The organism is uncultured Salinicola sp., assembly GCF_937921195.1.
In the GTDB taxonomy this organism is placed as follows: domain Bacteria; phylum Pseudomonadota; class Gammaproteobacteria; order Pseudomonadales; family Halomonadaceae; genus Salinicola.
On sequence record NZ_CALFQK010000022.1, the window covers coordinates 20,957 to 34,664 of the forward strand.

The following is a 13,708-nucleotide window of genomic DNA, read 5'->3' on the forward strand; positions in this document are numbered from 1 at the left end:
CTGCGACCAAAGTCGGTCTTCTTTTCCCTTCATGCTCTCATTACCGTTAATTGGTCAACCAATTTATGGAACACTGTCTATGCAACCGGCTACCCCCCGCGTGATCGCCCCCGCCGATATCACCGCCCTTCGGCGACACGCCTATCGGATCCGTCGCCATGCACTGCTCATGGGGGAAGTGCAGGGCCAGGGTTACGTGGGCCAGGCCCTGGGCATCGCCGACGTCCTTGCGGTCGCCTACTTCCGTGCCATGAATCTGCGCGCCGACGACCCCCAGTGGGAAGAGCGCGATCGCTTCCTGTTGTCGATCGGTCACTACGCCATCGCCCTCTATGCCGCGTTGATCGAGGCGGGTGTCATCAGCGAGAGCGAAATCGAGAACTACGGCAGCGACGACAGCATGCTGCCGATGTCGGGGATGGCGGCCTATACCCCCGGTATGGAGATCACCGGCGGATCCCTGGGCCACGGGCTGGGGATCGGTGTCGGCATGGCGCTCGGCCTGAAGCGCAAGCGGAGCCGTTCGCGCATCTTCAACCTGCTCTCCGACGGCGAGCTCAACGAGGGCTCGACCTGGGAGGCCGCGGCCTCGGCCGCCCACTGGAAGCTCGACAACCTGGTCGCCATCGTCGATGTCAACGATCAGCAGGCCGACGACAAGTCGTCGAGCGTGCTCGGCTACGAGCCCATCGCCGACAAGTGGATCGCCTTCGGCTGGACCGCCCTGCGGGTGGACGGCAACGACATCGCCGCGCTGGTCGATGCCTTCGATACCGCACTGGACAGCGCCGACGGCAAACCCTGCGTCATCATCTGCGACACCCTGATGGGCCGCGGCGTGCCGCTGCTCGAGAACCGCGACAAGACCCACTTCATACGCGTCGACGAAGACGAATGGCGCGTTGCCCTGAAGCAACTCGACGATACCTACGCCAATCCATCCGACGCCGCAGGGAGCGAGCACTCATGACTACTCAACCGCGACTCAAGACATCGGCGATGATCGCGTCGCTGGCGGCGGAAGGTCAGCCGACCACCTCGGCGCCTTTCGGTCATGCCCTGGTCGAGGCGGCCGCGGCCGACGAGCGTATCGTCGGCATGACCGCGGATCTGGGCAAGTACACCGATCTGCATGTCTTCGCCCAGGCCTATCCCGAGCGCCACTATCAGATGGGGATGGCCGAGCAGTTGCTGATGAGTGCCGGTGCCGGCATGGCACGCGAGGGTTTCATACCGTTCGTGACCACCTATGGCGTGTTCGCGTCGCGCCGGGCCTACGACTTCATCTGCATGGCGATCGCCGAGGAGAGACTCAACGTCAAGATCGTCTGCGCACTGCCCGGCCTCACCACCGGTTACGGGCCGAGCCACCAGGCGACCGAGGACATGGCGATCTTCCGCGGCATGCCGAACCTCACCATCGTCGATCCCTGTGATGCGGTGGATATCGAGCAGGCCACCCACGCCATGGCCGCCCACGATGGGCCAGTCTACCTGCGGCTTCTGCGCGGCAAGGTGCCCCGCGTGCTCGATCGGTTCCCGGACTACCGCTTCGAGATCGGCAGGGCGCGCAGACTCATGGAGGGCGAGGATGCCCTGATCATCTCCTCCGGGCTGATGACCATGCGTGCCATCGAAGCGGCCGATCTCCTCGCCGAGCGCGGCATGCACGTGGGTGTGCTTCACTCGCCCACCATCAAGCCGCTGGATGCGCAGACGATTCTCGAGGAGATCCAGCGTCATCCCCAGCGCCCCGTCTACGTGGCGGAAAATCACTCCGTCATCGGCGGGCTGGGCGAGAGCGTGGCCGCACTATTGATGAATGCCGGCGTACATCCGGAGTTCCACCAGATCGGGCTGCCGGACGCCTTTCTCGACGCCGGTGCACTGCCCACTTTGCATGACCGCTATGGCATCTCGACCCAGGCAATGGTGAAGACCCTGGCGTCCCGGATCTCGCTCACGCACGCCAGCTGAGCCGAAACGCGCCACAGCGAGGACTTCACCACGTCACGTCAGCAACTCCACGTCCCGTCAGCAACCATGAGCGCAACGACAATGATTAAAGCGATTCTGAAAGCGATCCCGACAGCGACCCTGAAAGCGATTCCAAAAGCCACGGCCCTGGCTGCCGCCCTCGCCGTCGCCCTCGCCGCCACCACGCCGGCGCTGGCAGCGCAGACCCTGCAACTGGCCCACAACGCCGCCGAGGGCAATCCCAAATGGGAAGCCTCCGAGCGCTTCGCCAAGCTCGTCGAGGAGGGCACCCACGGCGAGATCCACGTCGACGTGGGCGGCAACGCCCAGTACGGCGACGACATGGAAGCACTGACCCTGATGCGCATGGGCAGCCTGGCGTTCAGCGCCAACAGCCAGGGCCCGGTGGCGAGCATCGTCCCGCAGTTCTCCGTGCTGGGGCTGCCATTTCTGTTCGATTCGTTGCCCACCGCCTGGAAGGTGATGGATGGCGAGGTCGGCGACGAACTCAAGCGCTTGGCGCAGGAGCAGGGGCTGGTCCTGCTGGCGATGTGGGACAACGGCATCCGTCACGTCAGCAACAACGTCCGCCCGATCGAGAAGCCCGCCGATCTGAAGGGGCTGAAGATCCGCACGCCACCGGACGAGATGACCGTCGATATCTTCGACGCGCTGGGGGCGACGCCAACCCCGATGAACTTCTCCGAACTCTATATCGCGCTGCAGCAGGGCGTGGTGGATGGCCAGGAGAACCCGCTGATGAACATCTATTCGTCGAAGCTCTATGAAGTGCAGAAGTACATCTCCCTCACCGGCCACAAGTACGAGTCCACGCCGCTGCTGATGAGCAAGATCGTCTGGGACGGTCTCTCCCCCGATGAACAGCAGGTCATCCAGAACGCCGCCATCGAAGCCGGAAAATACAACCGGCAGGCTTCGCTGGCGGCCGACAAGGAACTGCGCGCGAAGATGGAGCAGGCGGGGGTGGCGTTCAACGAGGTGGATCAGGCGCCTTTCATCGAGGCCACGCGCGGCGTCTACGATGCCTGGCGGCAGAAGTACCCGAAGATGGTCGACATGGTCGTCGAAGCCGCGCAAGCCGCGTCACAGTAAACGGGAGCGTTCGCCATGTCTGATGTCATTGCTGGTCGGCATGGCGAGCCGGGGCATCCCGGTTCGCCCCCGCTACGCCTGAAAACCGCGATTCATCACCTGTTCAAGTGGCTCGGCATTCTCTCGCTGCTGGTGATGTTCGCCACGCTGCTGGCGGCCGTGTTCGTGCGCTACGTGTGGGAGACGAACCTCGACTGGACGTCGGAAGTCCCCAACATCCTGTTCCCGTGGCTCACCATGTGCGCCATCGTCGCGACCGCGGCCAAGAACGAGCATATCGGGATCGAGGCGGTGGTCGAACGGCTGCCGCGGCCGCTGCGACGCGTGGTCAGTCTCGCGACCAACCTACTGGCGGCCGTCGCCTTCGCGCTCATTGCCTGGCACGGGCTGGAAGTGGTCGCGATCGCGGGTAGCCAGCGCCTGCCCATTACCGGCATCGCCATGTCGTGGTCCTACTGGTCGGTCGTCGTCGGCTTCGCCGGCCTGGCGCTCGTTTCCCTGATCAACGTTCTCGTCGCGCTCGACCGCCGGGTGCCGGTCGACGAGTCGCTGGCGACCCACGGGGAGGAAGCCCTATGACGGTCAACATGTTGATCTCCTTCATCCTGCTCATGCTGATGGCGATGCCGGTGGGCTATTCGCTGGTGATCAGCGGCTGGACGGCCCTGTCGGTGTTCGGCTCCATGCCCTCGAGCATGGTGGTGATGAAGATATTCCAGCCGACCCAGAGCTTTCCGCTGCTGGCGATCCCGTTCTTCGTGCTCTCCGGCAGCCTGATGATGTCCGGCAAGCTGGGGCAGCGCCTGGTGGCGCTCGCCTCGATGCTGGTTGGCAAGTACCCCGGCGGGCTCGGCCAGGTCAACGTGGTCGGTTCGACGATCTTCGGCGGTGTCTCCGGCTCCGCCGTCGCCGAGGCGTCGGCGCTGGGTTCGATGCTCATCCCCTGGCAGAAGAGAGAGGGCTACCCTGGCGCCTTCGGCGCCGCGGTCACCGCTTCGTCGTCGGTCATCGCCGGTCTGATGCCGCCGTCGATTCCGCTGATCCTGTTCGCCACGGTGTCCAATGTCTCCATCGCGGCGCTGTTCATTGCCGGCGTGCTGCCGGCGCTGATGCTGGCGATCGGGATGATGACCGCATGCTACGTGACCGGAAAGCGCCGCAACTTCCCCAGACTCACGTTGAAGTACACCGCACAGGAGGTCAGGAGCACCCTGATCACCGCGCTGCCCGCCCTGCTGATGCCGGTGATCATTCTGGTGCTGCTGCGCACCGGTATCGCCACGCCCACGGAGGTCAGCATCATCGCCGTGGCCTACGCGCTGGTGGTCAGCGCACTGATCTACCGTGACCTGACGATCGCCCGCGTGGTGGCCGCACTCTCGGGCACGGTGGTGACGACAGGCATGGTCATGCTGATCATCGCCGCCGCCAATATCATCGCCTATATCCTCACCAGCGGTGGTGTTCCCCAGGCGGTCGCCCAGTGGGCGGTGGGCACCCTCGGCAACCCGATCCTGGTCATTCTGGCGATCAACCTGCTGCTGCTGTTCATCGGCATGTTCCTCGATCTGCCGGCGGCGATCCTGCTGCTGGGGCCGACCCTGGTCTCCATCGCCAACGCCATCGGCCTGGACCTGGTCCAGCTCGGCATCATCATGTGCGTGAACCTGAGCATCGGACTGTTCACGCCCCCCATCGGCACCACCCTGTTCGTCGCCTCGGCCATCGCGCGGGAGCGCATCGGCGCCGTCGTGCGCGAACTCATCCCGTTCTATCTCGTCGCGATCGCCGTGCTGCTGCTCGTCTCGTACGTGCCCGCACTGATCCTTTACTGAGGAACCAAGATGAAGAGAGTCGCTGTTGCAGGATTGGGCGCCATGGGCTGGCCCATGGCCGAAAACCTCGTCCAGGCCGGGCTCGACGTACTCGGTCTGGATGCACTGAGCGAGCGCGCCGACGCCTTTCACCGCCAGGCGTCCGGCCGAGACGACGGCATCGAAAGCGTCGAGGCGCTGGTGATCATGGTGGTCAACGCCGAGCAGATTCGCTCGCTGCTGTTCTCGGATGCCCTCGTCGCCGGCGGGCTGGTATCACGTCTGCCCGCGGACGCCTGCATCGTGCAGATGTCCACCGTCGCGCCGGCCGATGCCGCAGCGCTGGCCGCCGAGGTCGCGGCAGGGCGGCCGGATCTTCACTACGTGGACGCCCCGGTGTCGGGCGGGGTCGTGGGGGCAAAAGCCGGCACGCTCAGCATCATGGCCGCCGGCGATGCGCCATCGCTCGCGCGCTGTCGTGCGCTGTTCGACATCCTCGGCCAGGCGATCTTCGAGGTCGGCGATCGCCCCGGGCAGGGCGCGGCCATGAAGGCGGTCAATCAGCTGCTGTGCGGGGTGCATATCGCGGCGGCGGCGGAAGCGCTGGCGCTGGCCGAGAAGAGCGGCATCGACCGGCAGGTCGCGCTGCAGCTGGTCCAGGGCTCGGCGGCCTCGAGCTGGATGCTGCGCGACCGTGGCCCGCGAATGGTCGCGCCGCCGGGAGACGTCACCAGCGCCATCGACATCTTCTGCAAGGACCTGGGCATCGTCTGCGACGCCGCCGGTTCGTCGCGGGCCTACACCCCCCTCGCCCACAGCGCGCATCAGCTCTTCGTGGCCACGGCCGAGGGTAGCGAAGGCCGCCTGGACGACAGCCAGTTGATCCGCACCTATCGCCGGCTCAACGGCTGCGACCCCGACGGAGGCGGCCAGGCATGAACCCACTCTCGTTTTCCGTCAGCACGGCGGCCTACGACGGCTACGACTTCGACCACATTCTGGCTTCCCTGGCCCGTTGCGGCGTGCGACTCGTCGAATTCGCCTTCATCGACGGTTACGTGGAGGCGTTCACCGATGCCGATCTGACCCTGGCGCTGGCCAACGATCTATGTCGCGAGATGCGCGGTCTCGATCAGCACTGCCGCTACTTCTCCGGCCATATCGATCTCGGCCTCGACAACGCCCCGGAGCGACTCGAAGCGCGCTGCCGATTCGCCGCGGCACTCGGCGCCAAGTTCGTCATCACCAATGCCGCGACCCTCGGCAACCGGGCGCGATTTCTCGCCCACGCCGAACGGATCGGCCATATCGCGCGCCACCATGGCGTGCGCATCCTGCTCGAGAACCCCGGTAACGGCGAACCCAACATGCTCGATCACGCCGGCGACATCCCGGCGCTGATGGCCACCCTCGATGACGATACCTTCGGCATCAACTACGACTGCGGCAACCTGCTCTCGCACCGGCCGGACCGCCATCCCGAGTCGGACATCGAGCAGGCCCTGCCGCTGGCGGATCACTTCCATATCAAGCCCTGCCGTCGCACGGCTGCCGGGTACGACTTCACCGAACTCGGCGACAGCGATATCGACGAGGCTCGCGTGCTTCGCGCCCTCGTGGCCGCCGAGCGGCCGTTCTCGCTGGAACTTCCCTTCCGGCTCCATCGGGACCGCCAGGCGCAACCCTGGCGGGACGACAATCCACTGCCTCTCGATCTGATCGAGGAAAAACTCGGCCGTTCCCTCGAATGGCTCGACAACCTTCAATGATGCCTGGAGATACCCTCATGCTTCTCGACAACAAGGTCTGCCTCATCACTGGCGCCGCCGGTGCCCGTGGCATCGGTTTGAAGACCGCTCGCCTGTTCTACGAACACGGGGCGAACATCGTCATCTCCGATATCGACGAATCGGCCTGCGATGCGGTACGCCAGGCGTTCGACCCCGCTCGCTGCCTGGTGGTGGTGGCCAATGTCACCCGTCGCGACGAATGCCGCGATGTGGTCGAGCGTGCGCTCGAGCAGTTCGGCAAGATCGATGTACTCATCAACAACGCCGGTATCACCCAGCCGGTGAAGTTCGAGGAGATCGACCCCGAGGGCTACGACCGCATCCTCGACGTCAACCTGCGCGGTATGCTGTACATGTCCCAGGCCGTGGTGCCGCACATGAAAGCGGCGGGCGGCGGCTCGATCGCCAACACCTCCTCGGTTTCCGCCCAACGCGGCGGCGGCATTTTCGGCGGGCCCCACTACAGTGCCGCCAAGGCCGGCATGCTGGGTCTGGGCAAGGCGATGGCCCGTGAGCTGGGGCCCTTTGGCATCCGTGTCAATTCGGTGACGCCCGGACTGATCGATACCGACATCACCGCCGGCAAGTTGACCGAGGAGATGAAGGTCCCGATCCTCGAGGGGATTCCGCTCAAACGGCTCGGCCTGCCCGACGATGTCGCCAATGCATTCCTGTTCCTGGCCAGCGAGCTGTCGAGCTACATCACCGGCGCCACGATCGACGTGAACGGCGGTATGCACATTCATTGACATGCTAAGCTGCCGCCGACCTCTTTCGACCGACGGCAGCGACTGGAACGCCCATGAGCGAGATTGACTCCGGCCTCCTGGCCAAATTGCACGACTTCGTTTCGGTATCGGAACTATCCCGCGATGGGCGTCTGAAACTGCCACCGGAAAGAACGCTGTGCGAGCGATTCTCGATGCATCGCTCATCGGTCAGGAACCTGCTGTCGGTGCTCCAGAGCCTGGGATTCATCGAACGCCGGCAGGGTTCGGGCACGTTCCTCAAAATGCCCGAACCCGTCTTCATCCAGCTCTACTTCGAACTGGCCCTGAAGTTGAACTACATCTCCGTCGATCACATGGAAACGGCGCGGGAGATGTTCGAGCGCGAGATCATCCAGGCCGCGGCGACGCATCACACCCCCCAGGAGCTGGAGAAACTGGAGCGGCTCTGCGAGCGCATCGTCACCACCACCGATATCAACGACGGCATCCAGGCCGACTACGAGTTCCACGAACAGCTGGCGATCATGGCCGGCAACCCCGCCATTCTGATCATCTTCCAGGGACTCTCGTCGGTGCTCAAGAAAGTGCTCCACCATCGCCGCGTGCTCGCGCGCCAATCCCCCCAGTCGCTGAAGAAGACCAACGAAACCCATATCGCCATCGTCGCGGCGATCAAGGCGAGGGACCCCGACCTGGCCCGCCAGGCCATGTTCGACCACTTCGAGACCTGGAACCAGCAGACGATGCGCTCGTATGCGGGTAGCTGAGATCAGTACAGAAGAGATGGCCTTCCAGCCCTAATCATGAATCGCCGATACTAGAGGCCACATGCCATCTCGCCGCAGAACCTAGTTGCGTAGTAGACCTAGGAGAAGAAAGGCGCGTGCCATTCAACGATTGAACGATCACCACCGTAACACCCTCGACCACCAGCCTTTCTTCGTTTCAGTCTCTGGCCTGGCTGGATGGGTACTGGGGCCATTCGGACGCAGCAGGTCACCGGGGTAGTGGTCGTGCCCCAGGCAAAGGGCATCGTCCAGGCCGAAGGCCTTGACGGCCGCCACTGCCTCCAGGCACCAGCGCCCGAAGTAGCTGCCCATCTCCAGTGGATGCTTCTCGGGGTCACCGAAGATGTACCACCACAGCTCTTCGTTCCCCTTGCGCTTCAGCTCGGGATACCAGTGCTCGACGAAGTCGCGCAACGTTTCCGCCTGTTGCTCCGGGGGCGCGTCGACGGCTGCGAGCAGACGGGCATAGGGCTTGGGATGCAACAGCGTGGTGCCGACCGGTCTCTCCAGCTGACGGCTGGCGATCACCCGGTCGAGCAGTTCGTCCTCCCCCTCGCCGCCAATCAATGCCAGCAGACGTTGCCACTGGTCATCGGGAACCTCAAGCGAGAGCGCCAGCCCCACCAGCCAGAAACAGAAGTTGTAGTGGTTGAGATTCGACAGCTCGAAGACCCAGGCACGCGGATCCGAATGGCCACGCGCGTCCTCGGTCAATCGTGGACCGGAGAACACGCGACGATGATCCCACTTCTGCCCAGGCTCCAACTGCGCGTTAAGCTCATAGGCCAATTTGTTCGACAATTCCCAGGCGTCGAGTAGGCCGGGAAAGTGCTGGCCTAACTCAAGGATATCGTCGCCACGAGAGTAACGACGCAGAATAAACTCTAGGTAGTAACTTTTAGCCAAATCCCATACAAACTGAGGTTCGTACTCAACGTTCTCGGGCACCTTCTTTAGTTCTGCTTCTTTCTTATCAATAGTTTTTTCGTCAAAAGACACCCATCGATTCCAGAAATCCTCATCCCCCATTGGCGCTCTAATCATGCCCCACCCTCGATTTTTAATGCACTCAAAATTTTCGATGCATCGATCGCTTTAGGCTTACCGTTGGCATCCAATACTTGCACTTCCGTGGCACCATCCGGCCGCGTAGCAATCACCCAAGCTTCCGCCCTTTTATTTCGGAAAGCTCTTTCTACTTCCGGGACTAGGGATCTACCCAATGCTTTTTCCGCCTATCAGATCCCATAATCCAGCTCTCACTGCCCTGACGGCCATCCCCTGTCTTGCCCAAGCCCGAGGCCCCCGTCTTGCTCTCAATGCCCACGAACTTGTACTCGATCACCACATAGTCGACATCGGGGCGGTTCACCTGATAGAGATCTTCTAGGCCCTGCTCGCTGGCACTGTGCATACGCGCGAAATTCCGGCCATCGGAGTAGTCTTTTTTACCAGCTATTTATGCCATATTTTTTAGCAGCCGCAATCAACCAAAGACCACCTACATTGCTCTAATTTCGGCAATCAACTCTAAAAACTCCGCTTCACTCATCTCAAATTCAGGTCCCTCATCCATCGCCATCAATTCCAATAGCTTGCGGTCCATGTACTCACATAGATCAAGACCATGAGACTGATAAATATCAAACGCAATTTTTGATATTTTAGAGATGTCATAGCCTTCAGCACACCCTTTCTCAAGTTCCGCCGCCGCATCTTCTGCCGAGTACGTCATTTCCAACTCTCCAATTCAGCCCTGGTTGGTGGATAGTGCTGAGCACTAACTGGCTGTCCATTAATGCTTTTCGGATGAACGCGAATAACTTTGCCAGAATGATCATAACTTTCCATCCATTGCCTAGTTTTACCGGTTTGGGGGTTATACTCCGTCACAAATGATGCGCCGCGCGTTGGCCCATCAGTTCGAGCAGGGACCTCTTGCGTATAATAACGCACACGTCCATCTGGTAAATCTTTCGCAACAACTGCGGTTTCCTGAGCTTTTTGTAAGCCAGAAATCTTCGCTCTCAAAGCGTCTTGAGCGTTAGGGCTTTTTGCATTATTTCCTCCTCGCCTAGCTATACCTCCCATAGTAGCCATGGCCGCAGCCGAGATAATGGAAGCCTCCTCATCGTCCAAGCCGTACCGGTCTTTTAATGACTGAGCAAAGCCCTCCTGCGAGACAACGGATTCAGCCTCCATATACTGACCCAGCAACGGACCGGCATCCAGGCTGATCTGCAACGGCAGGTCACTCCCACCGAGCTTATCCAACTCCTCCCTAAAGCGTTGGCTATCCTCGACCAATGGCTGATAACGGGCCGCGCATCCCTGGCGATCACCAGCACAGGCTTCGATGAGTTCATCTTGCTGGTCCAGGCTGAGCTGTCGATACTTTTCCTGGACCTGATCGCAATCTCCACGCGCTTCGCAGTCTTTTGCTTCCTCGACATATTTCGCTACCTGACGGTGCGTCAGGTAGTTATACGTCGTCGCGTTACCCGCGATCTCGGCACCCTGCGCCACGTCGCCATCCACCAGCCCCGCCGCCATCAGCCCGGTGAGCTTCGAGGCGGCAACCAGCAGTTGCGGGTCGTTGGCGACCAGCGTATCCAGTTGCTCGACCAGCGCTTCGTTGGCGCCGGCCGCCGCCGCGCCGGTGCTGAAGTCGCCGCCGGTGGCTTCCGCCGCCAGGCCGCCGGCCAGGGCGTGCAGGGCGATCTTGCCACCCTCGCCGTCGGCCAGAAGCTCGGGGTAGCGCGCTCCCAGGTCCCCGACCTGGTTGAACAGGGTGGCTTCCAGCACGGTGCTGGCCGTCCCTTATTTTTTCAGACCTAATAATTCCTTTTTTCCTTATGAATTTCCGATATATACATTATCATTTGGAAGACTCATCACCCAAGGTTCATAGCGAAAAGAACAAAATACGTCCAGCCTCCTACCATCAGATAAAATAAGTGACGGATCAATTGGTTGGTCGCTGACGATCCACGATATATTAACAACTGAAAGACCCACCAACTCTTCTATACGTGTATTTACCTGATCATCCAAACATGCAAACAACATATCCTTATCTCGCGATACTCGCCAAACACTACTAGTGAAAAAACTCCAATTATCACCAGAGACAATCAAGGAATCACCATCCCATTCAATTTCTTTGATGCAAAGAGGGAGAAAATTTGCAACAAGCTTTAAGAAGTCAAACATTAGTCCACCTGCTCAATATGTGTTCTTGCTCTAATCCACTGTTTCCTTTCAGCCTTAGAAAGGCCTTTCGGTGGCTGCGGTGGTTTACCAGTTACCGGATCTATTGGCCCGCCATTAGCATTTTCAAATGAAGCTCTCTGAAGGCTGCGACCATCCGCTTGCATAACACGGACGCGCGAACCGTCCGGCAATGTATATTGCGTACCAACCACTTTACCGCTAGTTGGTGAGACCACAGATTTTGATGGGTACCCTGCAGTCTCAAAGTTAGCAATCATCTGGGCTTGGCTTTTAGGCAGCTCTACACCAGATGCATGCTTAATTGATGAGCCTATTTTTGTACCGCTTGTAACACCACCACCCAAACCGCCCGACTCTCCTTTCCCTCCCGAGCCAGAAGTTCCGGTCGACGGCTTGGTCACGCCCCTTCCACCAGTATACCCGCCCCGATCCGCACCGATACCGCCACTGCTCAACAGCCCGGCAATCGCTTCCTCGGCCGCAGCCTGCTTCTCTGGCGACAGGCTGCTCTCCGGATCCAATGTCTTTACCAGGGCCGCCGCGTCCCGGTTGCCTGCGGCATTAGCAAATGCCGCCGCCTTGCCGGGATTCTCCCAGGTCAATTCTCGCAGATAGCTGGCTGTCTCGGGGTTGGCGAAATCGACGCCGTCAAACGGTGTGGTCATCGAGGCCAGTACGGCGTCTCCACAGCTGGCACTTCCACTGGCGCAGAGTTGCAGGGCTTCGAGATCCTGTTGCTGGCTCAGTGTGAGGGCTTGATCGATGATCTGGTCACGACAGGATTGCGTAGTGCATTGTTCCAGCCGATCGGCGATGTCCTGGAACTGTGCGTGCCGCAGGTAGTTATACGTCGTCGCGTTGCCTGCGTTCGTCATCTCGGCAGCAATAACGCCGACGACCTGGGAGGCTGCCACCAGCAGACCGGGGTTGTCGTTGACCAGTTCGGCCAGACGATGGGTGGGTGTTGTTGACGAAGTAGCAATTTACTTTCAAATAGGCCATTTTTTAACTACTTCTAAAAACTCACCCAAGGTTTCCTTGGCTTCTTCTTTATATCTTTCATTCCATATCTTATCCCACTCCCTAGGGCTACCATCTTGTTCCCAATCTGCCAAAGCCAATGAATTTACCAACTCCATCTCGAACCAAGCTCGATGATACTGTTCTTGAAATTCTATACACATCATGTCAGCAAGAAACTCTGTTTCTGCGACAAATTTAGCAAAGCTAAAGACGCCATTCAGAGCAGTTTCAGAACTCTTTTCAATGTACTCTCTACTCATATCACCTACCATACCTAGTTGTCACAACGTCGCCCTTACTATTGACAACAACACTTATATTATTCTTAGGACTATAAAAAACAGTTGTCCCTCCTCTGCTAGGATAGGACTGTCCATTTCGAATTGTATTTTCTATTACAGAGGGCATTATTCCACGATCCTGCATTCGATCGAGAGCATGACCAGAGTATTCACGCCCAGCAATACTAGTCGGTGTATTACGAACAGGCTGGTATTCCGGGTTCTTCGGCTGATTCAACTGAAGGCGCTTACTGCCTAAAGGCAATACCCCAGCCGCCATGGCAGACAACACCGATGCCTGCTCGCTATCGAGCCCATGACGGTCCTCAAGGAACTGGGCAAAGCCCTCCTGCGAGACAACGGATTCAGCCTCCATATACTGACCCAGCAACGGACCGGCATCCAGGCTGATCTGCAACGGCAGGTCACTCCCACCGAGCTTATCCAACTCCTCCCTAAAGCGTTGGCTATCCTCGACCAATGGCTGATAACGGGCCGCGCATCCCTGGCGATCACCAGCACAGGCTTCGATGAGTTCATCTTGCTGGTCCAGGCTGAGCTGTCGATACTTTTCCTGGACCTGATCGCAATCTCCACGCGCTTCGCAGTCTTTTGCTTCCTCGACATATTTCGCTACCTGACGGTGCGTCAGGTAGTTATACGTTGTCGCATTGCCCGCGATCTCCGCACCCTGCGCCACGTCGCCATCCACCAGCCCGGCCGCCATCAGCCCGGTGAGTTTCGAGGCCGCGACCAGCAGTTGCGGGTCGTTGGCGACCAGCGTATCCAGCTGCTTGATCAGCGCTTCGTTGGCGCCGGCCGCCGCCGCGCCGGTCCTGAAGTCGCCACCGGTGGCTTCGGCTGCCAGGCCGCCGGCCAGGGCGTGCAGGGCGATCTTGCCGCCCTCGCCGTCGGCCAGAAGCTCGGGGTAGCGCGCTCCCAGGTCCCCGACCTGGT

At 60.3% G+C, this 13,708-nt stretch carries 17 protein-coding genes; 9 read left to right on the forward strand and 8 right to left on the reverse strand.

The window, feature by feature from the left end; translation table 11 throughout:
- Positions 1 to 79 precede the first annotated feature (79 nt).
- The 9 genes from Q0602_RS01640 (at position 80) to Q0602_RS01680 (ending at position 8,192) form a co-directional block, all read left to right on the forward strand.
- Complete coding sequence (locus tag Q0602_RS01640; protein ID WP_298837919.1) at positions 80 to 970, forward strand: transketolase; 891 nt, start codon at positions 80 to 82, stop codon at positions 968 to 970.
- Complete coding sequence (locus tag Q0602_RS01645) at positions 967 to 1,977, forward strand: transketolase family protein (protein WP_298837922.1); 1,011 nt, start codon at positions 967 to 969, stop codon at positions 1,975 to 1,977. The genes Q0602_RS01640 and Q0602_RS01645 overlap by 4 nt, the downstream gene beginning before the upstream one ends.
- Positions 1,978 to 2,058: 81 nt before the next feature.
- The gene (locus Q0602_RS01650; protein ID WP_298837925.1) at positions 2,059 to 3,090 is read left to right on the forward strand and encodes a TRAP transporter substrate-binding protein; all 1,032 of its coding nucleotides are present in this window, start codon (positions 2,059 to 2,061) and stop codon (positions 3,088 to 3,090) included.
- Between the two features lie 15 nt (positions 3,091 to 3,105).
- A complete protein-coding gene (locus Q0602_RS01655; RefSeq protein ID WP_298837928.1) occupies positions 3,106 to 3,669 on the forward strand; it encodes a TRAP transporter small permease in 564 nt (187 codons plus the stop codon).
- On the forward strand, positions 3,666 to 4,925 hold the full coding sequence (locus Q0602_RS01660) for a TRAP transporter large permease (RefSeq protein ID WP_298837931.1): 1,260 nt from the start codon (positions 3,666 to 3,668) through the stop codon (positions 4,923 to 4,925). Before Q0602_RS01655 ends, Q0602_RS01660 begins: the two co-directional genes overlap by 4 nt.
- 9 nt (positions 4,926 to 4,934) lie before the next feature.
- The gene (locus Q0602_RS01665; RefSeq protein WP_298837935.1) at positions 4,935 to 5,843 is read left to right on the forward strand and encodes an NAD(P)-dependent oxidoreductase; all 909 of its coding nucleotides are present in this window, start codon (positions 4,935 to 4,937) and stop codon (positions 5,841 to 5,843) included.
- On the forward strand, positions 5,840 to 6,673 hold the full coding sequence (locus Q0602_RS01670) for a sugar phosphate isomerase/epimerase (RefSeq protein ID WP_298837938.1): 834 nt from the start codon (positions 5,840 to 5,842) through the stop codon (positions 6,671 to 6,673). Before Q0602_RS01665 ends, Q0602_RS01670 begins: the two co-directional genes overlap by 4 nt.
- Positions 6,674 to 6,690: 17 nt before the next feature.
- Entirely contained in the window at positions 6,691 to 7,443 is a 753-nt protein-coding gene (locus tag Q0602_RS01675) for an SDR family NAD(P)-dependent oxidoreductase (RefSeq protein WP_298837941.1), read from the forward strand.
- Positions 7,444 to 7,496: 53 nt separating this feature from the next.
- Positions 7,497 to 8,192: a FadR/GntR family transcriptional regulator gene (locus tag Q0602_RS01680; protein ID WP_298837946.1), complete on the forward strand. Its 696-nt coding sequence runs from the start codon at positions 7,497 to 7,499 to the stop codon at positions 8,190 to 8,192.
- A 138-nt stretch (positions 8,193 to 8,330) separates the two neighbouring features.
- Here the strand turns inward: Q0602_RS01680 and Q0602_RS01685 are convergent, their stop codons facing one another.
- The 8 genes from Q0602_RS01685 to Q0602_RS01720 form a co-directional block, all read right to left on the reverse strand.
- On the reverse strand, positions 8,331 to 9,242 hold the full coding sequence (locus Q0602_RS01685; RefSeq protein ID WP_298837949.1) for a PoNe immunity protein domain-containing protein: 912 nt from the start codon (positions 9,240 to 9,242) through the stop codon (positions 8,331 to 8,333).
- A gap of 178 nt (positions 9,243 to 9,420) precedes the next feature.
- On the reverse strand, positions 9,421 to 9,627 hold the full coding sequence (locus tag Q0602_RS01690) for a hypothetical protein (RefSeq protein WP_298837951.1): 207 nt from the start codon (positions 9,625 to 9,627) through the stop codon (positions 9,421 to 9,423).
- A gap of 87 nt (positions 9,628 to 9,714) precedes the next feature.
- Complete coding sequence (locus tag Q0602_RS01695) at positions 9,715 to 9,948, reverse strand: hypothetical protein (RefSeq protein ID WP_298837953.1); 234 nt, start codon at positions 9,946 to 9,948, stop codon at positions 9,715 to 9,717.
- On the reverse strand, positions 9,945 to 11,018 hold the full coding sequence (locus Q0602_RS01700) for a VENN motif pre-toxin domain-containing protein (RefSeq protein WP_298837956.1): 1,074 nt from the start codon (positions 11,016 to 11,018) through the stop codon (positions 9,945 to 9,947). Before Q0602_RS01700 ends, Q0602_RS01695 begins: the two co-directional genes overlap by 4 nt.
- Before the next feature lie 48 nt (positions 11,019 to 11,066).
- Positions 11,067 to 11,426, reverse strand: coding sequence for a hypothetical protein (locus Q0602_RS01705; protein ID WP_298837959.1), 360 nt, complete (start codon positions 11,424 to 11,426; stop codon positions 11,067 to 11,069).
- Complete coding sequence (locus Q0602_RS01710; protein WP_298837962.1) at positions 11,426 to 12,361, reverse strand: hypothetical protein; 936 nt, start codon at positions 12,359 to 12,361, stop codon at positions 11,426 to 11,428. Before Q0602_RS01710 ends, Q0602_RS01705 begins: the two co-directional genes overlap by 1 nt.
- A gap of 75 nt (positions 12,362 to 12,436) precedes the next feature.
- Positions 12,437 to 12,730: a hypothetical protein gene (locus Q0602_RS01715; RefSeq protein WP_298837965.1), complete on the reverse strand. Its 294-nt coding sequence runs from the start codon at positions 12,728 to 12,730 to the stop codon at positions 12,437 to 12,439.
- Between the two features lies 1 nt (position 12,731).
- Positions 12,732 to 13,708 (reverse strand): DUF4258 domain-containing protein (locus Q0602_RS01720; protein WP_298837968.1); only part of this gene is annotated, 977 nt, incomplete at its 5' end.

Coding starts and splice junctions, on each gene's coding strand:
- Q0602_RS01695 (WP_298837953.1), bottom strand. CDS start 9,948: ATGACGTACTCGGCAGAAGATGCGGCGGCGGAACTTGAGAAAGGGTGT.
- Q0602_RS01645 (WP_298837922.1), top strand. CDS start 967: ATGACTACTCAACCGCGACTCAAGACATCGGCGATGATCGCGTCGCTG.
- Q0602_RS01665 (WP_298837935.1), top strand. CDS start 4,935: ATGAAGAGAGTCGCTGTTGCAGGATTGGGCGCCATGGGCTGGCCCATG.
- Q0602_RS01660 (WP_298837931.1), top strand. CDS start 3,666: ATGACGGTCAACATGTTGATCTCCTTCATCCTGCTCATGCTGATGGCG.
- Q0602_RS01675 (WP_298837941.1), top strand. CDS start 6,691: ATGCTTCTCGACAACAAGGTCTGCCTCATCACTGGCGCCGCCGGTGCC.
- Q0602_RS01670 (WP_298837938.1), top strand. CDS start 5,840: ATGAACCCACTCTCGTTTTCCGTCAGCACGGCGGCCTACGACGGCTAC.
- Q0602_RS01705 (WP_298837959.1), bottom strand. CDS start 11,426: ATGTTTGACTTCTTAAAGCTTGTTGCAAATTTTCTCCCTCTTTGCATC.
- Q0602_RS01680 (WP_298837946.1), top strand. CDS start 7,497: ATGAGCGAGATTGACTCCGGCCTCCTGGCCAAATTGCACGACTTCGTT.
- Q0602_RS01715 (WP_298837965.1), bottom strand. CDS start 12,730: ATGAGTAGAGAGTACATTGAAAAGAGTTCTGAAACTGCTCTGAATGGC.
- Q0602_RS01655 (WP_298837928.1), top strand. CDS start 3,106: ATGTCTGATGTCATTGCTGGTCGGCATGGCGAGCCGGGGCATCCCGGT.
- Q0602_RS01650 (WP_298837925.1), top strand. CDS start 2,059: ATGATTAAAGCGATTCTGAAAGCGATCCCGACAGCGACCCTGAAAGCG.
- Q0602_RS01685 (WP_298837949.1), bottom strand. CDS start 9,242: ATGGGGGATGAGGATTTCTGGAATCGATGGGTGTCTTTTGACGAAAAA.
- Q0602_RS01690 (WP_298837951.1), bottom strand. CDS start 9,627: ATGCACAGTGCCAGCGAGCAGGGCCTAGAAGATCTCTATCAGGTGAAC.
- Q0602_RS01640 (WP_298837919.1), top strand. CDS start 80: ATGCAACCGGCTACCCCCCGCGTGATCGCCCCCGCCGATATCACCGCC.